The sequence below is a fragment of the Archangium violaceum genome, from assembly GCF_016887565.1.
In the GTDB taxonomy this organism is placed as follows: Bacteria; Myxococcota; Myxococcia; order Myxococcales; family Myxococcaceae; genus Archangium; species Archangium violaceum_B.
In genome coordinates this window covers 2,421,942-2,443,033 of the sequence record NZ_CP069396.1, presented here as the reverse complement: position 1 = coordinate 2,443,033, position 21,092 = coordinate 2,421,942, and the positions used below count along the sequence as shown (strand labels likewise).

General features: G+C 66.6%; 12 protein-coding genes and 2 pseudogenes. 8 read left to right on the top strand and 6 right to left on the bottom strand.

Translation table 11 applies throughout. The annotated features are described in order from the left end of the window. Positions 1–180: 180 nt before the first annotated feature. Positions 181–366 (bottom strand): hypothetical protein, encoded by a 186-nt coding sequence (locus JRI60_RS10155; RefSeq protein WP_204225643.1) that lies wholly within the window; start codon positions 364–366, stop codon positions 181–183. 65 nt (positions 367–431) lie between these two features. On the opposite strand from JRI60_RS10155, the gene JRI60_RS10150 reads away from it, so the two are divergent. The 6 genes and pseudogenes from JRI60_RS10150 (at position 432) to JRI60_RS10125 (ending at position 8,113) form a co-directional block, all read left to right on the top strand. Beyond that, a complete protein-coding gene (locus JRI60_RS10150; protein WP_204225642.1) occupies positions 432–2,858 on the top strand; it encodes a DUF4238 domain-containing protein in 2,427 nt (808 codons plus the stop codon). A 254-nt stretch (positions 2,859–3,112) separates the two neighbouring features. After that, a pseudogene (locus JRI60_RS10145) lies at positions 3,113–3,355 on the top strand (IS3 family transposase); the annotation flags it as partial. 31 nt (positions 3,356–3,386) lie between these two features. Further along, positions 3,387–4,622, top strand: a pseudogene (locus tag JRI60_RS10140) (cation:proton antiporter); the annotation flags it as partial. 629 nt (positions 4,623–5,251) lie between these two features. After that, the gene (locus tag JRI60_RS10135; protein WP_204225641.1) at positions 5,252–6,052 is read left to right on the top strand and encodes a hypothetical protein; all 801 of its coding nucleotides are present in this window, start codon (positions 5,252–5,254) and stop codon (positions 6,050–6,052) included. 72 nt (positions 6,053–6,124) lie between these two features. After that, a complete protein-coding gene (locus tag JRI60_RS10130) occupies positions 6,125–6,712 on the top strand; it encodes a Uma2 family endonuclease (RefSeq protein ID WP_204225640.1) in 588 nt (195 codons plus the stop codon). 201 nt (positions 6,713–6,913) lie between these two features. Continuing rightward, the gene (locus tag JRI60_RS10125; RefSeq protein ID WP_204225639.1) at positions 6,914–8,113 is read left to right on the top strand and encodes a helix-turn-helix domain-containing protein; all 1,200 of its coding nucleotides are present in this window, start codon (positions 6,914–6,916) and stop codon (positions 8,111–8,113) included. Positions 8,114–8,399: 286 nt separating this feature from the next. Here the strand turns inward: JRI60_RS10125 and JRI60_RS10120 are convergent, their stop codons facing one another. Further along, entirely contained in the window at positions 8,400–9,293 is an 894-nt protein-coding gene (locus JRI60_RS10120) for an enoyl-CoA hydratase/isomerase family protein (RefSeq protein ID WP_204225638.1), read from the bottom strand. Positions 9,294–9,401: 108 nt separating this feature from the next. Then, a complete protein-coding gene (locus tag JRI60_RS10115) occupies positions 9,402–10,391 on the bottom strand; it encodes an MDR family oxidoreductase (RefSeq protein WP_204225637.1) in 990 nt (329 codons plus the stop codon). A 77-nt stretch (positions 10,392–10,468) separates the two neighbouring features. On the opposite strand from JRI60_RS10115, the gene JRI60_RS10110 reads away from it, so the two are divergent. Next, positions 10,469–10,879, top strand: a complete 411-nt coding sequence (locus JRI60_RS10110; RefSeq protein ID WP_204225636.1) for a winged helix-turn-helix transcriptional regulator — start codon at positions 10,469–10,471, stop codon at positions 10,877–10,879. Positions 10,880–11,091: 212 nt separating this feature from the next. Here the strand turns inward: JRI60_RS10110 and JRI60_RS10105 are convergent, their stop codons facing one another. Next, positions 11,092–11,496 carry a hypothetical protein gene (locus JRI60_RS10105; protein WP_204225635.1) on the bottom strand — a complete coding sequence of 135 codons (405 nt, stop codon included), beginning with the start codon at positions 11,494–11,496 and terminating at the stop codon, positions 11,092–11,094. 380 nt (positions 11,497–11,876) lie between these two features. On the opposite strand from JRI60_RS10105, the gene JRI60_RS10100 reads away from it, so the two are divergent. Then, positions 11,877–17,198, top strand: a complete 5,322-nt coding sequence (locus JRI60_RS10100) for a trifunctional serine/threonine-protein kinase/ATP-binding protein/sensor histidine kinase (protein ID WP_204225634.1) — start codon at positions 11,877–11,879, stop codon at positions 17,196–17,198. 63 nt (positions 17,199–17,261) lie between these two features. On the opposite strand, the gene JRI60_RS10095 is transcribed toward JRI60_RS10100, so the two are convergent. Together JRI60_RS10095 and JRI60_RS10090 are read right to left on the bottom strand one after the other, a co-directional pair. Next, positions 17,262–18,575 (bottom strand): ankyrin repeat domain-containing protein, encoded by a 1,314-nt coding sequence (locus JRI60_RS10095; RefSeq protein ID WP_204225633.1) that lies wholly within the window; start codon positions 18,573–18,575, stop codon positions 17,262–17,264. A 213-nt stretch (positions 18,576–18,788) separates the two neighbouring features. Beyond that, entirely contained in the window at positions 18,789–20,909 is a 2,121-nt protein-coding gene (locus JRI60_RS10090; RefSeq protein WP_204225632.1) for a S8 family serine peptidase, read from the bottom strand. Between the last annotated feature and the right edge of the window lie 183 nt (positions 20,910–21,092).

Below are 21,092 nucleotides of genomic sequence, written 5' to 3'. Positions count from 1 at the left end.
CGGCATGACGCCGGGGCGGGCCCACAAAACTGGGGCAGGCTCACAAGTCTTCGCCGAAGATGCGCCGCTGCAAGCCGGCCTACTCCAGCCTCGGCTGCGTCAGGGGCGCGTCCGTGGCGGTCGCCTCGGTGGAAACAGGGTCGTGGAGACCCCTTCGGGCTTCCGTCCCTCGGGTGAGAATCAGTTGGGCTCGGATTCGAACCCGCCGAGCCGGTTGGCAGCCCACACGAGCGTAAGTTCGGCCTCCGCCGACAGCGCGTTCTCGAACCGCTTGTCGTTGAGCCGGCCAATGAAGTGGGACGGACTGGCAGTGCCCGACAGGTCGTCGAGCATCTGCTGGATCCGGCGTCGCGAGAAGATCGGCATAACGAGGCAGATGGGTTCGCGGAAGTTGTGGTCGGCTAGTTGCGTAGCTACGCTGACGCGCCTAGATGCCACTGACAAGAGACAACCACTACGTACCGCGCTGGTATCAGAAGGGCTTCCTCGAGCCTGGTCGTTCGACCTTTGCGTATCTGGACTTGAAACCGCCAAGCAGGACGCTGGATGACGGCCGCGTGATCACGGAGCGGCGGCTATTCGACGCACCGACCAAGCGCTGCTTCTTCCAGGCCGATCTATATTCGACCTTCTTCGGAACGTCCGTGAACGACGAGATCGAGCGCCGTCTGTTCGGCGCGATTGATACCACGGGAGCGGACGCAGTCCGCGCGTTTCTGGGTGACGACGTCGCCCAGTGGCACGAGCACTTCCAGACGTTCTTCGAATACATCGATATCCAGAAGATTCGGACGCCGAAGGGGCTGGACTGGCTCAAGGCCCAGTATCCGTCGCTCGACCAGAACGAGCTAATGATGGAGATGCAGCGGATCCGGATGCTTCACTTCACGATCTGGACCGAAGGCGTCCGCGAGATCGTGTCGGCCGAGGATGCCGACGTAAAGTTCATCGTCAGCGACCATCCGGTCACGATCTACAACCACGCAGTGCCGCCCGAAGCGGCATTGTGCCGCTATCCACACGATCCCGGAATCGCGCTGAAGGCGTCGCAGACGATCTTCCCCCTGAACCGCGATTATTGCCTCATCCTCACCAACCTCGAGTATGCCAAGAATCCGTCGTCGCCACCGCTCGAGAAGCGGACATTCGCACGCAACTTCCGCCAGTCAATGGTGCGCACCGACAAGTTCATTCGCACGAGACGGCTGAATGGCATGGAGGTCGCCCGGATCAATCACGTTATTAAGGCGCGCGCACGGCGATACGTCGCCGCCGGTCGGCAGGAATGGCTGCATCCGGAGCGGACGATCAACATCGCCTGGGACCGGATTTGCGAGACCCTGCTACCGCCAAAAGACGAACTCTGGAATTACAGCGGCGAGACCTTCGTTCGGTTTGAGGACGGTCGCGTTCATTATCAGGATGCGTTCGGCAGGACCGAGAAGGAGCGCGATGCGCTTAAGAAGATCCCGCCGAAGGGCGAGCTTCGCCCTTCGGCGCCGTGCGGTTGCGGATCCGGCCATCCGTATCGGGCATGTTGCAAACCGCGGCACATCTCGCGCAGACCCAGCTGGACCGACCTGAGCATCCGCGAGCGCAACATCGTGCTGCATCGAGGTATCCGGAGCATCGTTGGCCTTGATCGAGGCAAGGACTGGGTCGCAGTTCGGCGGGAGCTGACCGATGAGCAGATCAAGGAGGTCTATTTCCTGTATGAGGCGCTCTGGCCTCTTGAGACCGATCTGCTCCGTCTCCTTCCCAAGCCAGACGGTCGCCCCCGGGCGGTCTACACGGGCACGCTCCACCCACAATGGATCGTCGGATTCGCGATCGGCGCCTCGCTGTATTTCGGCGAACTCATCGTCGAGAATCCGCTCACGCACCCCGGTACGGTCGCCAAGAACTACAGCCCTATCGAGCATCCCAAGAGCTTCCACCTCGAGTTCTTGAAGTCGGTCGCGTTCATCCTGAACTTCATGCCGCTCGTCGATGCGGGCCTGATCAACCTGATACCCAACCCCTGCAACTTCGACTTCCATCTGCGAAGGCAGGTGATGCACATGGCGGACGAGCGATCGATCGGGATGAGGATCAATATCGACAGCGAGCCTCGAGTGAAGGAGTTTGTCGAACTCAACTTCAAGCGCGATTTCCTCATGTGGCCTAGGGACGCGCAGATCGAGCGTCTTCGGGAATTGTATCCGGACATCGATGCCCAGCGTATCGAGGATACGATGCGGGAGATCGAGCGGCTGAAGGAGGAGGATCCGCTCACCGCGCTGCAAGATGGAATTTTCGATGGGGAAGGTGGCCAAATGCGGTTTATGCAGGCCTGCCCCAACTTCGAGATCGCGATGTATCTCGCGCAGGCGACCGGTGCGACGATCGTCACAGACAGCGTTGTCAGGTGGCGGGAAATACTCCGGGCGGCGCAGCCAAGGATTGGTGCGCCTCCCGCACCGTTGCGGGCGTTGGCGACGAACATCGCGAACGCGACCTTCTTGTTTCCCGACGATCCGATGGAGATCATTAAGCTCGCGCACCGCAAGTCGCTCGACGTCTATCCTGGCCTGATCAAGGACATGCTCCGCTACCTCGGAGACGTGGCCGAACGCGGTTCGAAGCCAAATTGGGAGGAGCACCTCGCGTCCCGCTTCGCGAAGGAGCATGAGTCCGCGCAATCGGCGCTCCGCAAGACCGGATACGGCGCGAATGCCGGACGTCTCTCCTGCGTGTTCGCGCCGACGGGGATCCAGGACAATACAATCAACCGGCTGCTGCTGATGTCGAGTTCGGAGCATCATCTGCCGATGGTGCCGATGGCGTTCTACATCGAGCGAGTACCCGACAAGGAATAGTCCTAAGGGAGGGGTAGGGGCGCAGCGCGCCCACCCTGTCACTCCACGGCCACGTCGACCATGTCTTCGAGGAGTGGCCGCGCGACCTTGACGGCTGCGCTACTGCACCCGCTCCGCCCCCACGCGGGGATGCAGGCACAGAGCCACGGCAGCTATCAACCAGTCCCACGCCCATCGTTTCATGGAACCCAAGCCCTTCGTGGCCTCCGTGCTACGCGGCGTGAAGGCGCTGGGCGTGCCGACGGCACAATGCCATCCGCTGCAGCATGTCGCGCAAGGGCAACTGCTGGGACAACGCCGTGGCCGAGAGCTTCTTCAGCAGCTTGAAGATGGAGCTCGTCCACGAGGCCGACTTCGCCACGCACGAGCAGGCTCGCACGGCGCTCTTCGAGTACATCGAGGTCTTCTACAACCGCCAAAGACGGCACTCGTCGCTGGGCTACGTCAGCCCTGTGGATTTTGAGCTTGCGGCCTTACCGCAAAAGTTGGCAGCATAACCCTACTGTCCACGTAACCGGGGCAAGCCCACTCATCGTGTCCACGGACCCCATCGCGGTGGTGGGCCTGTTCAAGGCGCTGGGCGCGCCCAAGCGGCTGGCCATCCTGGTGGAGGGCGAAAGCCTGCTCAATGACGGCACCTCCGTGGTGCTCTTCACGCTGGTGGTGGGCGTGGCCGGAGGCCAGACCTTCACCGTGGGCGGCGCGGTAATGGACTTCATCAAGGTGGCGGGCATGGGCGCCCTCATCGGCGCGGCGGTGGGCTAGGCGGTGTCCAAGGTCATCCTCCGCGTGGAGGACGCCATGGTGGAGATCACCCTCACGGTCATCGCCGCGTACGGGTCCTTCGTGGTGGCGGAGCACTTCCACTATTCGGGCGTCATCGCGGTGGTGGTGGCGGGCCTCCTGTGCGGCAACTGGGCGGCGCGCCTGGGCATGGGCCCCACCACGCGCATCGCGGTGGAGAGCTTCTGGGAGTACCTGGCGTTCGCGCTCAACTCGGTGGTGTTCCTGCTCATCGGCCTGGAGGTGCAGCTGACGTCGCTGCTCCAGTCGTGGCTGCCCATCCTGCTGGCGTACGGGGCGGTGGTGCTGGGCCGCGCGCTGGTCGTCTACGGCATGTCCGGCCTGTTGCGTTTCACGTCGGAGAAGCTGCCGTGGAAGTGGAGCGCGGTGCTCACCTGGAGCGGCCTGCGCGGCGCGGTGTCCATGGTGCTGGTGCTGGGCCTTCCGGACGACTTCGCCCACCGCGAGCTGCTGGTGAACATGACGTTCGGCGTGGTGGTGCTGTCCATGATCTTCCAGGGCCTCACCATGGCGCCGGTGCTCAAGGCGCTGGGCATCACCGGCCTCAAGGACGTCTACCAGGAGAAATACGAGCTGGCCCGCGGCCGGCTGGGCGCCATCCACGCGGCGCTCGGGGCGCTGGAGGCCATGCGCCGCGCGCGGGAGATTCCGGTGGACGTGCTGGAGCCCCTGGAGCGCGACTACCAGCAGAAGGCGCAGGAGGTGGAGCAGGAGCTCACCACGCTCAAGCAGCAGTCCACCCGCTTCCACGAGGAAGAGCAGCAGGAGGCCATCCGCCGCGTCCTCATCGTGGAGAAGGACGCCCTGCTCAACGCCTACCAGCAGGGCACGCTCAACAAGGAGGTCTTCGAGCACCTCACCGCGGAACTGGACGAGCGCATCGCCAAGGCGAAGGACGCGGAGGCCCACGTGCCGCAGGAGGACGCCCGCGCCTCGCCTCCGGAAGCCCTGGCCTCCTGAGCACCCGGGGCCAGCGACCCGACCGGGCCCCTCCCCTCGTATGAAGAGGAGCAGTCCCGGTATCGTCGCGGCGTTCCGGCCGGACAGGAGAGGCGACACGCATGCGGTGCACCTGGAGGACGTGGCTGGCACCCTCCTTCGTCGCGGGAAGGTGCGCACCGCGCCCCGGCCCTCCCCCTGCGTCGTCGCCGAGGCGCCGGGCGCCGCGTGCGAATTCGGAGGCCCGGCCAGAGCATCTCGAGCGCAGCCCGAGGCCGTTGGGGCATGCCTCCACGCCTCAGTCGCTGAAGCAGTTGCGCGAGCAGTACCGGGCCTTCGTCGCGGTGTTCCGAGGGGCGGCGGCTCGGTGGAAGCGAGGAGACTTCTCAGCACCCTTTCCGCCCTTCTCCTTCCCACCGAGTGTTGTCCCGGCTCGCGTCGCTCGAGTTCTTTGACACCTTCTCGACACCCTCTCGGGGGGAGCATGCCGTACGAGATGCCGGGGTCGTAGCGGCAACAGTCGTGCGTGTCACCTGGGGAGTAGGCCAACCTCGACGCACCGGGTAACTCCTGGAGCGGGAGCCGGGCTGGGTGCACATAGGCGCGTGAGGCCTCGGGCGCGCGGGGAGGCCGGCGAGGAAGGAGCACGCATGGACGAGCGGGAGAAGTCCGGATCGAGCGGTGAGGATGCGGCGCGGGTGGGGCCGTACCGACTCGAGGAGCAGGCGCCGCAGGACGACGACAGCCAGGGAGGGCTCTACCGGGCCACACACGAGACGAGCGGGGCGCCGGCCCTGGTGCGTGAGTCCATCGAGGACGAGAAAAGGGTGGAGCCGCGGCCCGATGTGCGGGTGCGCCTCATCTCCTCGGCCTCGCAGGGCTACGACGCCATGGAGGTTGAGCAGACCCCGTGGTCCGTGGCCCCCGAGAGGCAATCGGTGGAGTCGCTGGTGTCCACCCTGGAGGAGGTGCACGAGGCAGTGGGGCGCATGGTGGACGCCCTCTCCGGCTCCCCCGAGCCCAGCCGCCGGTGGCACCTGGGAGGGGGACTGCTGGGTGCCGCCGTGGTGGGTGCCCTGCTCTTTGCCCTGGTGCGCTCGGTCCCAGAGCCCCAGACACCGAGCGCTCCGGAGTCCACGGGGAGCGTCGCGCCAGCGCCCATGCGCCATGAGGTGACGGTGGATATCGAGGTGCCCCCCACGGGCAATGGTTGGCTCCCGGAGGCCGCGGATGGAGGAGTGCCTGCCGTCGCCCACCCCTTTCCGCGCAAGCCCTACAAAGGGCAGCGGCGCCCACCCTGCAAACCCCGGGTCGAGGTGGAGATCATGGGCGCCTGCTGGATACCCCACAAGCTCAAGGCCCCGTGCCCGGAGGAACTCTACGAGTACAAAGGGGAGTGCTACACGACGTCCATGCAGACCCCGCCGACGCCCCAATCGGTCGGGGAGTGACCCTACCTCTGATGTCAGACCCTTCTGTATGATGGCGGAGGTCTGGCATGAAGGCCAGCGGGAGGCGCGGAGATGGGCAGGGGAAAGCGTCCAGCCACGTATGAGGACATCGAGGCGCTACCGCCGGGGTGGGTGGGGGAAATCATCGACGATGAGCTGTGGGCCTTGCCCCGGCCGGCGAGATGGCACACGTGGGTGGCGTCGGTGCTCGGGGTGGATCTCGGAAGCCGCTTCGGTGTCGGGCGGGGAGGGCCGGGAGGGTGGTGGCTCGTGGACGAGCCAGAGCTGCACTTCGGCCGGCAGGTGCTGGTGCCGGACCTGGCGGGCTGGCGCTACGAGCGGGCGCCCGGGTTGTTCGAGCGAGATGAGCCGTTCTTCGACCTGGCGCCCGACTGGGTCTGCGAGGTGCTGTCGCCCTCCACGGCCACATTGGACCGGGGGCGCAAGCTCTCCCTCTACCACCAAGAAGGGGTGAGCCACGCGTGGTTGCTGGACCCGAGAGCGCACACGCTGGAGGTCTACCGGCGAGGGGTGGGGGGATGGCAACTCGTGGCCCGACACGGAGGAGAGGAGGTGATCCGCGCCGAGCCCTTCGATGCCGAGCCGCTCGAGCTGGGGGGGCTGTGGGCGCCCAGGCCCACTCCGGCGCCCGAACCCTGACCTTCGTCGTGGCGTTCCGAGAGGCGGAGGCTCGATGGATGTGGGGGGACTTCTCAGCCCCCGTTCCCACCCTTCTCCTTCCCACCGCGTGTCGTGCCGGGTCGCGTCGCTCGAATTCTTTGACACCCTCTCGGGCTCGTCATCCCCGCCCGTGCCTCAGCCCAGACCACCACCTGGTTGCCCTGGCACCTAGTCGATTCCATGGACACCCATGATGCGCTCCACACCTGGCGCTTCGAACGCTCCGGAGACGGCACCGGCGGCTTCTCCGGACGGCCAAGTGCCGTCCTGGCTTTAGTGTACGAAGCGGTCATAGACGGTCTGCCAGGGGCCACACCCTCTTGCCGCCCCCGTTCAGTCATGTTAAACCAACCTCGAGTTCGTCCTGATGAACAAATCGGGGATTCTTGGATGACGAAACAACGCCAGCCTGGTGACGCGCTTCCCGGGTCGCTGATCCGCGACCTACGTCAACAACACCGCCTCACCCAAGAACAACTGGCTCATCGCCTTGGGGTTCGTGGAGGCAAATCGGTAATTTCCGCTTGGGAAACAGGAGCATCTGTATGTGAAGGACCCGCTGCAGAGTTGATCCTTCGCCTGCTCGGAGGTGACTCAGCCAAGATGGACTTGAGCCTGCTAACGGATGATGTTGCACAAGTCTGGGGTCGAACGGGGCAGCCTATCAAGTCCTGGCGTCAAATCTCGGCCGTGCCCAACACGCCATTGCAACTGGACCGTTCCAAATTCTCGGCGGCGTTTCCATCCTTGGCGATCCCTCCCACTGAACATTACCACGGGTTCCCTTTTGTAGACGTGCACGGTGGTCCTGTTTATGGATTCGGCTCGTCGGGGTGGGCAGGCGTAATCCCCACTAACAGGGAGGAGCAACCACATTATCTTTGGACCTTCAAAAGGGACGGCGGGTTTCTCTATCGAGAGCCACACTGGGAGCGCGACCCACGCTCAATCACCAAGGGGCACATCCACGTACGCAGCGTGCTTACTCTATCCCTCTGCATGACATTTTTCTTGCAGAGATTGGCTTCGTATTTCTCGCTAGACGGCTCGCTCAAATACACAATCGGACTCGATCTCGCTGACATGATGGGGCGCGGACTGGTAATGCATCATCCGATGATGACGTTTGAGCTTGTCGATGAGCCTCAGCACCCTAGCGCCGAAGATCGTGTGCATGTGTCGGTGACTGCGTCGGTGGATGAAATCTCGAAGGATCCACTCATCCCAGGCCTGGAACTCGTTGGAGAGTTGGTGGCCATTCTTCGACCAGACTCAGCGTCGCGAGCAGCACTTCGTCGAGAGTTGAAGGCATCCCTTGCTTTCGACAACCGAGGATCGACATTGCCCACGCTCGGATTCCTTGACGCCAATAAACTCTAGAGACACATCCAAGCTATGAGCATGCCCCGATTGCGTGACTCTCCCTCAGGTTGTGTGAATCCTGAGTAGATTCTGAGCCATCCCCTCATTTAAGCAGGGGAGCAAAGGAGGGCTCTGTAGGCGGGGAAGGTGTCAAAGGACTCGTTCCGCCACCTCGTCTCCTACAAATCGTCTGACACCCTTCCCAGACACCCTTCCCAGCCCAGTTCCCTCAGTCGCGCACGCCCCTCCTCATCTACCTCCAGCGGCTCCATGCCGGAGGTGTACAACATCTATGTCCGGGGGCTTAGACGACCTGCCCTGCCCGTAGCGCGGCGTCATAGCCACCAGGAGCGTAGAGCGGAAGCTCCCCAAGCTCGGCTGTCTTCCCCTGGTAGGCGAGCATCAACTTCTGACCATTCGCGGAGACGTTGAGCGTCAGGAACTCCTTGGCTTCGAGCTTGATGCCGTCTGGCAGCGGTAGCGAGCCACCGAAGTAGACCGCACGCTTGATGGCGCCTACGGCCGCCTTGTCGCGCTTGCCCAGATGATGGGCGAGCTCGATGGCCCTCGCTACGACGTCGGCCTTCGGCACCACCGCATCCACCGCACCGAACTCCAGTGCCTGCGCGGGCGTGAATGGCTTGCCTTCGAGGATCGCGACGAGCGAGCGATGTGACCCGACCAGCCGGGTCAGGCGCTGGCTGCCGCCGCCGCCCGGCATGATTCCCAGCAGCACTTCCGGCTGACCGATGAAGGCGTCCGTGTCGGCCATCACCCGCAGGTCGCAGGCCCATGCGAACTCCGCGCCGAGCCCCAGCGCCTGGCCCTCGAGTGCGGCGACGAACACCACGCCGATGCTGTTCATGCGAAGGAAGATCGCGTGCAGGCGGTCGAGCCCAACGTAGCCCTCCGAAGGTGCCGGCGGCGGCGCCCCCGTCTGCTGGCGCGCGACGTAGTCGGCGCCGCCTTGCTGCAGCCATTTCACGTCCGCATGGCTCATGAACCGCTGCGGATGCTTGCTGGCGAAGACCACCGCACGCACATCGGGATCCTTGTCCACGCGATCCACGAGCGCTTCGAGCTGCAGCGCCACGTCGGCGCTGAAGAGCTGCAGCGGACCGCCGTCGATGCGCACCACCAGCGTGGGGCCATGCGCTTGGATATCGAAGAGAGAGGACGTTGCTTGTAGTTGTGTCATGTGCTGTCTCTAGTGCTTTGGTGTTTCGGATGTGACGCGTCCCTCGATTCGGTTCGATCGCCGGCGCATCGAGGGATGGCCTGCGCCGACGGCGTTCCACTCGACCGTTCAGGGAATCCGCACCACCAGGCGCCCCCTGACCTCACCGCGCAGCAGGTGCGCGACGGTGCCGGGGACGTCGGCGAGTTCGATTTCCCGCGTGGCGGCGGCCAGCTTGGGCAGCTCGAGATCCGTCGCAAGGCGTGCCCATGCCGCCAGCCGCAGATCGCGGGGCGCTCTCACGGAATCGATACCGGCCAGGGTGATGCCGCGGAGGATGAAGGGCGCCATCGACGTCGGCAGGTCCAGGCCCTGCGCGAGTCCGCAGGCGGCCACGACGCCGCGATAGCGCGTCTGCGCCAGAACGTTGGCGAGCGTGTGGCTGCCGACGGCGTCCACCGCGCCGGCCCAGCGCTCCGGACCCAGAGGCGGGCCGGGCCGCGCAAGGTCATTGCGGTCGATAACGTCCGCCGCGCCCAGCGCGCGAAGGTGCTTCGCCTCCGACACGCGGCCGGTGGAGGCGACGACCCGGTAGCCGAGCTTCGACAGCAGTGCGATCGCGATGGAGCCGACGCCGCCGTTCGCACCGGTGACGAGGACATCGCCGTCATCGGGTGTCAGGCCGGAATGCTCGAGCGCGAGTACGCACAGCATTGCGCTGTAGCCGGCCGTCCCGATCGCCATGGCATCGCGCGTGCTGAAGGCGTCGGGCACGGGTACGAGCCAGTTGGCCGGCACGCGCGCCTTCTCGGCGTAGCCGCCGTGGTGCGTCTGGCTCAGGTCCCAGCCGTTGACGAGCACGCGGTCGCCCGGCGCGAACCGGGCGTCATCCGACGACTCGACGGTGCCCGCGAGGTCGATACCGCCTACCAGCGGCAGCGTCTTGATGATCTCGCCGCGCCCTGAAAGCGCGAGCGCGTCCTTGTAGTTCACCGTCGACCATTCGACCCGGACGGTGACGTCGCCTTCGCCGAGCTCGGCGGGATCGAGGTCGGTGAGGGTCGTCGACAGCCCGGCCTCAGTCTTCTCTGTCAGCAGTGCGCGAATGGGGCCTCCCATGGATGCCCACAATCTGGCGAATACTGACAAAACCACAAGAAGGTACAATAATGATGGTTACTATCAAGGGTGTACGTATGCGGACCAAGCGCCATGACCCCAAGAGCGGTTGTCCTGTGGAAGCCACGGTCTCGGTGATCGGCGGGCTGTGGAAGCCCCTGATCCTGTTCCACCTGATGGGTGGCACGCTGCGCTTCATGGAAATCACGCGGCGCATCCCCAAGGCCACACAACGCATGCTCACGCTGCAGCTGCGCGAGCTGGAGGACGACGGCGTCATCGTGCGCCGCGTCTATCCGCAGGTACCGCCGAAGGTCGAGTACGAACTCACGCCGTTCGGTCGCTCATTGGCGCCGGTACTGCTCACGCTGCGCGAATGGGGCATGACCTACCTGCGCAGTCATGGTGTCGAACCCGATGCATTGCCGACGTGTGCGGCGAGCGAGCTGTTGGCATCCAGAACCAAAGCACCAGCTGCGGCTGACTAGGGAGACGGCCCCGGTCTGTCCACCGCGCACGCCCTGCCGCCGTGCCCTGCGCGCGCTCCCCCAAGCCCCGAGAGGGTGTCAAAGAATTGGAGCGACACAACCCGGAACGACACGTGGAGGGAAGGAGAAGGGCGGAAAGGGTGCTGAGAAGTCCCCCCGCCCCCACCGCGCCGCCGCCTCTCCTCCAAATCGTCTGACACCCTTCCCGGCGCTCACGAAGACAGCTTCCGATGATGCGCGTGGATGAGCGTGGCCATCCACACCAGGAACAGCACCGCCACGCAGACCAGCGGATACAGCAACCAGGCAATGGGGGCCTCTCGCGGCGGTACGCTCCACCTGGTCCAGCACCAGAAGCCCACCAGCACCGCCGATACCGCCAGCAGGGCAGGAGTCAGGAAGGTGCCTCGCACGAAGGGCCCGAACTTGTGGGCCAGGAAGACGACTCCATGAGGGGCGACCCAATACAGCACATTGGGCACGACAAACCCCGGGCTGGCATCGCCGGTTCTGAGGACCATCTCCACCAGCAACAACATGGGTACCCCGAATGCTCCGGCGACGGCCACGCGCCGCCACCAGGACTCCTGGGCGGTCACTCCTGTTCTCGATTCCAAACGCATCTCCGTTCGCTCGGGGACGCCCGTGTGGCGCGCCGGATGAACGACGACACCCTATCGTCCCCATCGAAAACCGCCTGAAACAAGCAGGCCCGTCATCGATAAGCTACCGTGTATGATTCAACTCCGGCGCCCCGAGGTCTTCGACTGGAGCGCCGGAGCCGTTCCCACGGGAGTGAAGTCACTCGGCGCCATGTCCAGGCGTCCCGTCTCTTCCCGGAGGCGCCGTGCCCGGTACCACGACGAGCATGCGCCCGAGAAGCACCCACGAGTGGAAGCACTTCCACTCGCCGGGCCCCTCCGAGAACGGCATACGCTCGGGAGTATCGCGCCCTGCTTCGCCGAGAAGCGAAACTCGCCCACGAGGGCTCTTCTTCATGTTGGACATCCCAGGTTACAGAGTCCTAGGCACCCTCCGGGCCACGGGCTCGAACGTGCTGTTCCACGCGGTGCGCGAGGCCGATGGTGTCCCCGTCATCCTCAAGACGCCGATGGCCCCCGCCCCCGGCGCCAGCGAGCACGAGCGCTACCGGCGGGAGTTCGCCATCCTGCAGCGGCTGCGGGACGTGCGTGGGGTGGCCAGGCCCTACGCCCATGAGCGCGTTCACGAGCGGCCCGTGCTTCTGCTGGAGCGGGTGCAGGGCGAGCCCCTGTCCGAGACCGCGGGCCAGCCGATGGAGGTCTCCCGGTTCTTGCGCCTGGCCCTCTCGCTGGTGTCCACCCTGGCCGAGGTCCACTGCCGCGACATCATCCACAAGGACATCAAGCCCTCCAACATCCTCCTGGAGCCGTCCGGCGAGGCGCGGCTCATCGACTTCGGCGTGGCCACGCTCCAGCGGGTGGAGCACCTGGAGGCGGCGCCCGCGCATCTCATCGAGGGCACGCTGGCGTACATGTCGCCCGAGCAGACCGGGCGGATGAACCGCGTGGTGGACTACCGCACGGACTTCTACTCGCTGGGCGTCACCTTCTACGAGCTGCTCACGGGGCGCAGGCCCTTTCAAGCCAAGGACGCGCTCGAGTGGTTCCACGCCCACCTGGCGCAGCGCCCGAAGCCGCCCCACGAGCTGAATCCCCAGGTGCCGTCGGCCTTGTCCGCGCTCGTGATGAAGCTGCTGGCCAAGGTGGCCGAGGAGCGCTACCAGAGCGCCGAGGGTTTGAAGGCCGACCTGGAGCGCTGCCGGGAGGCGCTCGGCCAGGGCGTGCGGGAGGTATTCCCCCTGGGGACCCAGGACACGCCCCAGCGCTTCCAACTGCCGCAACGGCTCTATGGGCGTGAGGCGCAGGTGGCCTCCCTGCTCGAGGGCTTCGAGCGCGTGACGCGCACGGGCCGGCCGGAGCTGCTGCTGCTCAGCGGCTACTCGGGCATCGGCAAATCCGCGGTGGTGCACGAGTTGTACAAGCCGGTGGTGCGCCAGCGCGGGTTCTTCCTGAGCGGCAAGTTCGACCAGTTCCAGCGGGACATCCCCTACGCCACCCTGGCCCAGCTCCTGCGCGGGCTGGTGCAGCAACTGCTCGCCGGGAGCGAGGAGGAACTCGCCCGGTGGCGTGAGCAGGTGAATCGAGCTTGGGACGGCCAGGGCCAGGTGCTCGTGGACCTGGTGCCCCAACTGGAAGTACTCGTGGGCCGGCAACCCATGCCCCAGGCGCTGCCCGCCAGCGAGGGGCAGCTGCGCTTCTTCCGGGTGGTGCGCCAGTTCGTGTCGGTGTTCTCCACGAAGGAGCAGCCGGCGGTGGCGTTCCTGGATGACTTGCAGTGGGCGGACCCCTCCAGTCTGCGGCTGCTCGAGCAGATGGTGTCCCATCCGGAGAGTCCCCCGGTGTTGTGGCTCGGCGCCTACCGGGACAACGAGGTGGGCCCCACGCACCCACTGATGGCGGTATTGGAGAAGGCGAGCGAGGCGGGAACGCGCCTCACGGACATCCGGCTGGAGCCGCTGCGCGTGGAGCACGTGGAGCAGTTGGTGGGCGAGACGCTCCCAGGAGCGGGCCGGGAGGAGGTCGCCCCCCTGGCGGAGCTGGTGCACGAGAAGACGGGAGGCAACCCCTTCTTCCTGCTGCAACTGCTGGTGACGCTCCATCAGGAGGGTCTGCTCGTGCGCCTGCCCGAAGGAGGCTGGCGGTGGGATGCCGAAGGGGTGCGCGCCCGGGACTACTCGGAGAACATCATCGACTTCATGGTGGGCAAGCTGCGCCAGCTGCCCCCGGACACCCAGCACCTGCTGCGGCTGGCGGCGTGCGCGGGCGCCGTCTTCTCGCTCCAGATGTTGGGCACCCTCTCGGGACTCTCCGAGGTGGAGAAGGTGGAGCAGGGCCTCGAGCCCGCGCTGCGTGAAGGCCTGCTGGGGCGCGCCGGAGCGGAGACGTACCGCTTCCTGCATGACCGCATCCAGCAGGCGGCCCATTCGCTCAGCTCCGAGGCGCAGCGCCAGGAGGTGCACCTGCGCATCGGCCGCCTGCTGCTCCAAAGCCTGTCCCCGGAACAGGCGCGCGAGTCACTCTTCGAGGTGGTGGGCCAGCTCAACGCCGGGGTGGCGCTCATGGAAGATCCCACCGAGCGCCACCACCTCGCGCGGCTCAACGCCGAGGTGGGGAAGAAGGCCCAGGCCGCGCTCGCGCTGCGCCCCGCCCTCACCTACTTCGCGACGGCCTTCGCGCTCATTCCCGCGGACCCCTGGGAGACGGACCCCGCCCTGGCCTTCCAGGTGCGGCTGGCCCAGGCGCGCACGGAGCTCATGAGCGGCTCGCCCTCCGAGGCCCAGCGCCAACTCGAGGAGCTGCGCCCCCGGACACGCACCCGCGCGGACACCGTGGCCCTCTACCTGCTGACCCAGGACATCCACTTCGCCACGGGTGCGTTCCTGGAGGGCATGAGCTGCCTCCGGGAGTGCCTGGAGCTGCTGGGCATGCCCGTCCCGCGGCAACCCACCTGGGAGGAGGCCGTGGCCGCCCATGAGGAGGCCTGGGCCCTGTTGGGGCAGCGTCCCATCGAGAGCCTCCTCGAGTTGCCCCTCATGACCGACCCGGACATGAAGATGGCCGTCGTCGCCCTCTTCAAGCTCTTCCCCGGCGCCTACTCCTCCGACCCGAACCTGCTCATCATCATCCTGAGCCGGATTGTCTCCCTCACCCTGCGCCACGGCATCGTGGACGCCGCCGTGCCCGGGTACACCTGGTTCGGCGTCATCACCGGCTCGTTCTTCAAGCGCTACCGGGAAGGCTTTGCCTTCGCACGGCTCGCCCTCGCATTCGTCGAGCGCTACCATCTGTCCGCCTACCGAGGGGATGTGCTGCTCGGCATGCAGTTCAGCAGCTACTGGGTCCAGCCCCTCCCCCGCGCGCAGGAGATGCTCCTCGACGGCCTGCGGTATGCGCTTCAAGTGGGCGACATCGCACCCGCTACCTATTGCAGCGTCTATCTCGTCACCAACCGCCTGGCCATGGGGCACGCCCTGGACGAGGTCCACCAGGAGTCGCTCGTGCGCGACGAGTTCCTGCGCAAGACGGGCTTCGTGGATCCCCAGGAGGCGCTCCTCGTGAGTCAGCGCTACGTGCAACAGCTGCGTGGCCACTCCCTGTCGTTCTCCACCCTGAGCGGGGAGGGCTTCGACGAACGGGCCTGCGAGGCGCGGATGACGCCCGAGCGGCTCGGCGGCACGCGCTGCCATTACTGGATCCACAAGATGCAGTCGCGCTTCATGTGCGGCGACTATGCGGAAGCCCGAGAAGCGGCGGACAAGACGGCCGGGTTGTTGTGGTCCTGCTTCGGCACCCTCAATGCCCGCGAAGGCCACTTCTACCGCGCCCTGACCCTGGCCGCGTGCTTCGAGGGGGCCACGCCCGAGCAGCAGCGGGAGTGGCTCGTGGCCATCGAGCATCACCACCAACAGCTCGCCGAATGGGCGGAGCTGTGCCCCGAGAACTTCCGCGCGCTCGAGCGGCTCGTCTTCGCGGAGCGGGCCCGGCTCCTGGGGCGCTCGGAGGACGCGACACGGGCCTACGAGCAGGCCATCCGCTCGGCCCGGGAGAACGGAGCCACCCAGTACCTGGGACTGGCCAGTGAGCTCGCGGCGAAGTTCTGGCGCACGCGCGAGGCGCCCATCGTCGCTCATGCCTTCGCGCGCGAAGCCCGGGCGGCATACCAGCGGTGGGGAGCGCGGGCCAAGGTCCAGCACCTGGAGTCCCAGTGGCCAGAGCTCACGTCCACCCAGTCTCCCCAGGACACGCTGACCACCAGCAGCACGGACTCCACCCACATCGACGCGCTCACGGTGGTCAAGGCGCAGCAGGCCGTCTCGGGTGAGATCGAGCTGGAGCGCCTGGTGACGGCACTGATGCGGGCGGCGATGGAGAACGCGGGCGCGCAGCGAGGCGCCCTGCTGCTGCCCGACGGGGACGCGCTCTCGGTGGCGGCCCTCTTCCAGCTCTCGCCGGAGGGCGCCCTGGTGGCCTCGGACGAGGCAGGCCACCACGAGCTGCCGTGGACACTCCTCGCCTATGTCCGGCGCACGCGGGAACACGTGCTCATCGGCGATGCCTCCCAGCCCCATGCGTTCTCCGCCGATGCCTGGCTGGCGCGCGGCGGAGCCCGCTCGGTGTTGTGCCTGCCCCTGATGAGGCAGGAGCAATTCTCCGGGGCCCTGTACCTGGAGAACGACCTGGCCACCAACGCCTTCAGTCCGGCGCGCCTGGCGCTGCTGGGACACCTCGCCTCCCAGGCGGCCATCTCCATCGAGAACGCGCGGCTGTACGCGGACGTGCAGCGCGCCCGGACGGAGCTGCACCGGGCCAACGACGAGCTGGAGCGGCGGGTGGAGGAGCGCACGCGCGAGCTCAAACAGGCCCAGGCGCGCCTGGTGGACACCGCGCGCGAGGTGGGCATGGCGGAGGTGGCCTCCAACGTGCTGCACAACGTGGGCAATGTGCTCACCAGCGCCGTCGTCAACATGGAGATGATGAGCAAGGCCGTGGGCGCCCTGCGAGTGGGCCGGGTGGGGCAGACCGGAGCCCTGCTGCTGGAGCATCGGGGGGCGTTGGCGGACTTCCTGACGGAGGATCCGCGGGGCAGCCAGCTGCCAGAATACCTGGTGGCGCTCGGCGACGAGCTGATGCGCGAGCAGACACGCCTGCAGGAGGACATGGCGGTGATGAACCGGCACATCGAGCACATCCGCGCCATCGTCCAGGTGCAGCAGACGTATGCGCGCAACGTGCTGATGACGGAGGAGTGCGAGCTGTCCCAGCTCGTCGACGACGCGCTGCGCATCCAGATGGAGTCGCTGCGACGTCACGGCGTCACCGTCCACCGGGAGCTGTCGGAGGTGCCCCCGGTGAAGGTGGACAAGCACAAGGTGCTGCAAATCCTCATCAACCTGCTGAGCAACGCCAAACACGCGCTGGACGAAGTGCCCGAGGGCCGGCGCAACCTCTGGGTGAGGCTGACGGCGGTGGGGAACGTGGCGCGCATCCAGGTGGCGGATGATGGGGTAGGCATCGCGCCGGAGCTGATGGACAGCCTGTTCGTCCACGGCTTCACCACGCGCAAGGACGGCCACGGCTTCGGGCTGCACTCGAGCGCACTGGTGGCGCAGATGCTCAAGGGTCGCCTCACCCTGGAGAGCGAGGGCCTCGGCCAGGGCGCCGTGGCCACGCTGGAGCTTCCGCTCACCTCCGAAGGGAGTCCCCGCGCGTCGTCGTGAGCAGCGCGGCCTTCCAGTAAGCGCCCCCGCCCGGCGCTGGCCATGGCGAGGCGCAGGGCCTGCCTATTGAGTAGCCCCTGCCTCCTCGAGCAGCCGCACGCTGTCGGTGAGGCGCCTGTCCCTCGCCCTCTTCAGCGGCGTGCCACCTTCCGGGTCGTGTGCATGGGGATTGGCGCCCGCCCGGAGCAACTGTTCGAGCACCGCCGGGTGCTCGATGGCGTAATCCACCGGCCGCCATCCGAAGTTATTGGCCTGGTTGGGCTCGGCGCCAGCCTCGAGCAGCGCGATGACACAGGCGAGGTGCCCGCTACGCGCCGCCACCTCCAGAGGAGTGCTGCCATGCTGGTCCGACTGGCGTGCCTGGGCGCCGCGAGCCAGGAGCGCCTTCACCACGGCGCAGTGCCCGCTCATCGCGGGACGTAGCAGCACGGGAGTATGAGGCCAGGAGAGGAGACTGGGATTGGCGCCGTGGGCGAGCAGCAATTCGACGGCCTCGACCTTCCCCTCATCGGCGGCCAGACCCAGCGCCGTCCGCAACAACACTTCGGGCTCCTTCGTCTCCACCAGGGCACCCGCTTCCAACAGGGCCCGAATCACTTCCACCGTGCCCAGGCTCGCCGCCACATGCAGCGCGGGAGTTCCCGACCCGGTGTGAGCCACGGGCCGTACCCCCTCTCGCAGCAGCGAGCGCACACGGACGACATCCTTCTCCGCCACCGCCGCCAACAGCTCGTCATCGCGCACGGCGGCCCGCGCTTCGGCCCGGCGGGAGGCGACCGCTTCCTTGTATTGACGTGTCCACTCCCGTTGTTCCTGCTTCACCTGGGCGAGCAGTGCCCGATGACGCTCGGGGGTAAAGGGCAGGCGCAGCTCGGGCACGGTCATGAACCAGCGCCGGCTGCGATTGAAGCCGCCAGCCAAGAGGAAGCGCGCTCCCACCTCGGGTCCCCGCTGGCTCGTGGCCTTCCAGCGCCTGATTCCTTCCTCTTCCCCCACCTCGCACATCAGGTGCAGGTGTTCGCTCCATACAGCCTGGACGACGCCGGGGGTGATGTCCCCCGTGAGCACCTCCTCCACCTGGAGAAGCACCGTGGAGGGCTCGGCGTGCGTCGCTCCCTCGTCATGCACCGCCACGACCCTTGCCACCACCAGCTCGCATTCGTCCACCGCTGGGAAGGCCTCTTTCCTGAGGATGTGCAGGAAGCCATGCGGGTCGCAGTGCACGGCATACGAGTGCCGCGCATCCTCGTCCAAGCGAGGCGCCAGCAGTATTCCAATTGAATCGCCAGGAAGCTGTGCGTGCGCCAGCCCTCCCAAGCCCAGCAGCACGAGCCCGAGTACCTGGCACACGAAGGACGACCTGGGGAATGCACGCATGACGCCATTGTCGCCTGGGAGGATGGCCGGAGAGAACAGTCTTACCACCGCGAAATGCACTGCCCCGCTGGTGGGCCGGCGTGAAGGACCCGCTGTTCCTCGACCTCGCGGTCTACGGGCTCGAGCAGCAGCCCGGCCGCAACATCTACAAGGAGTTCGAGGACGAGCTGCGGCGCCGGGGCCACGGTGCATTGCGGCCCCGGCACCTGGTGCTCACCGGAAGCGCGGTATGCTGCTCAGCAGGGCACCCGAGCCCGGGCGTGGATTGTTGGCCGCGTCGAACTCCCAGTAGCGGCCATAGGCGGTGATGGTCTCGACGAGCCCCTGCCCGGGCACGACCGCCAGCTCGCGCGTGTCGAAGACGCACGCCTGTCCCGCGGGAGCCCAGGCACAGGGCCCGTTCGCATAACGCGGGACCGCTCGCAGATCTCCCTCCTCGAGTTGAGTCCCGGCCGCATTGAAGATCCAGTAGCGGCCATAGCCGTTGATCGACTCGATCAGCCCCCAACCCGGGTAATCGACCAGGTTCCGGGTGTCCATCCTGCAGCTCGTTCCGGCAGTGAGCCGGCAGGGCCCCTGGGCGTACCGGGACACGCTCCGCAGATCGCTCCCGGAGCCCGCCCACACATTGCCCCAGGCGTCGAAGTTCCAGTAACGGCCGTAGGCGCCCACCGACTCGACGTAGCCAATCCCCGGGTAATCGAGCGTGGTCGATGTCTCGAACCGGCAGGGCTGACCCGCGGGAGCCCAGGCGCAGGGCCCGTTGGCGTACCGGGGGATGCTTCGCAGATCGACCGGGCTGCCGATCCGCTGCCCGGCGAGATTGAACTTCCACATCCGCCCATAGGCCACCACCGTCTCCTCGAAGACTCCCGCGCTGTTCACGTAGTGGGAGAGCGAGTCGAAGGTGCAGGCCTGACCCGCCGGAGCCCAACCACAGGGGCCCGCCTGCTCCCGGGCCGCCTGGACCGCCGCGAAGGCATTCACCAATCCGGCGCCGCAGCGGCCCCCACACCCGGCCAGGGGCTGGGCCGTCGTGCGCAGGAGCTGGGTGATGTCCGCCGGGCGCAGGTTCGGATTCACCGACAACATCAGCCCCACCACTCCCGAGACGTGAGGGGCCGCCATCGAGGTCCCTGACAGGTAGCGATAGCAAGAGGCGTCGTTGCTGGTGGGGGACGTGGTCCAGGCGGAGACCGCACCTTCGACCGAGGTGCTGAAGAAGCTGGGTGGATCCTCGGGACAGTCAATCCCAGTTCCATACCCATCCATGGGTCCCCGAGGATCGTGGGTGCCTCCACCACCGGGGGCCGCGAGGGTCACCGCTCCGAAGTTGCTGTACGGGGCCAGTGCGTTGGTACGGGTCGTCGCCGCCACCGCGATGACTCCCGGACACGACGCCGGCGAGGTATTGGCGGCATCCACGGCTTGATTGCCCGCCGCCACGACGACCGTGACGTTGTTCGCGATCGCCACGGACACCGCGGTGCGCAGCCCCGCCATTTCCTGGACGGTGCAGGCCGTGCCAAGCTCCAGGCTCATGTTGATGACCCGAGCGCCATTGGCGACCGCCCAGTTGATGCCTCGGACCAGCGAGTCCAGGGTGATGCTCTCACGTCCCGAGACCTTGACCGGCAACACCTGGCAACCCCAGCACACTCCCGCGCTGCCCTGCTGATTGTTGGAAGCCCCGGCGACGATGCCCGCCACATGCGTGCCATGCCGCCAGAACACGCGCGACCAGGAGCCGGCGGGGATGTAGCCATCGTCTTGCGCGTTCCCGTCCTGATCCGCGGCATCGAACTCCAGTCCCTGCACCCACCTGCCCGCGAGGTCGGGATGGTTGGTCCTCCCGGAGTCGAGGAGCGCGATGCGAATCCCGGCGGTGCCCGTGGTGAGATCCCAGGCCCGCGGCAGCTGGATCAGCGGGTAATGCCACTGCCGCGGGTACAGGGGGTCGTTCGGCACGGCCGAGAACTGGAAGCGGTAGTTGGGGTGGGCGAATTCCACGTCCGGCCGGGACCTCAGCTGCGCGATCACCTCCCACGTCGCGGCGGAGTCATCGACGAGGCTCCCCTTCGTGGTGGGGGCGAAGCGCAACACATCCATCCCGAACGGAAGGCCTTGAAGACTCTCGAGCCGCGCGTTCGCGAGCGCGGCCCTGCCACTCTTCAGTGCCGTCGCCGCTGCCTGCGTCTTGAACTTGACGATCACCTGGCCCGGGACGAAATCCAGCCGGGCGCCCCCAGGTTTCGGGAGCGGCGGGGGCGCGGCCCGAGCAGCCGACGTCAACACGAAGCAAAGTCCCAACAACAGCGCGGATATTCTCGACAAACGAACAGGCCTCCTGAAGCAGTGTGGAGGCCTGAGAACCCTCACCTCGGGCGGCGATCATTCCCGCGCTCGAAGGTGAAGGGAAAAGCCGGTCCTCCGCGGGGCAACCGGCAGAGGAGCCGGTCACCGAGGCTGGTTCCCCTCGGGGTCGCGCCGACCTCGTCCCCGCCGGTGGTCCTGGAG

What these genes read in the sequence shown, in the direction of transcription:
- JRI60_RS10155 (WP_204225643.1), bottom strand. Translation starts at nt 366, where the DNA reads ATGCCGATCTTCTCGCGACGCCGGATCCAGCAGATGCTCGACGACCTG.
- JRI60_RS10150 (WP_204225642.1), top strand. Translation starts at nt 432, where the DNA reads ATGCCACTGACAAGAGACAACCACTACGTACCGCGCTGGTATCAGAAG.
- JRI60_RS10135 (WP_204225641.1), top strand. Translation starts at nt 5,252, where the DNA reads ATGGACGAGCGGGAGAAGTCCGGATCGAGCGGTGAGGATGCGGCGCGG.
- JRI60_RS10130 (WP_204225640.1), top strand. Translation starts at nt 6,125, where the DNA reads ATGGGCAGGGGAAAGCGTCCAGCCACGTATGAGGACATCGAGGCGCTA.
- JRI60_RS10125 (WP_204225639.1), top strand. Translation starts at nt 6,914, where the DNA reads ATGGACACCCATGATGCGCTCCACACCTGGCGCTTCGAACGCTCCGGA.
- JRI60_RS10120 (WP_204225638.1), bottom strand. Translation starts at nt 9,293, where the DNA reads ATGACACAACTACAAGCAACGTCCTCTCTCTTCGATATCCAAGCGCAT.
- JRI60_RS10115 (WP_204225637.1), bottom strand. Translation starts at nt 10,391, where the DNA reads ATGGGAGGCCCCATTCGCGCACTGCTGACAGAGAAGACTGAGGCCGGG.
- JRI60_RS10110 (WP_204225636.1), top strand. Translation starts at nt 10,469, where the DNA reads ATGCGGACCAAGCGCCATGACCCCAAGAGCGGTTGTCCTGTGGAAGCC.
- JRI60_RS10100 (WP_204225634.1), top strand. Translation starts at nt 11,877, where the DNA reads ATGTTGGACATCCCAGGTTACAGAGTCCTAGGCACCCTCCGGGCCACG.
- JRI60_RS10095 (WP_204225633.1), bottom strand. Translation starts at nt 18,575, where the DNA reads ATGCGTGCATTCCCCAGGTCGTCCTTCGTGTGCCAGGTACTCGGGCTC.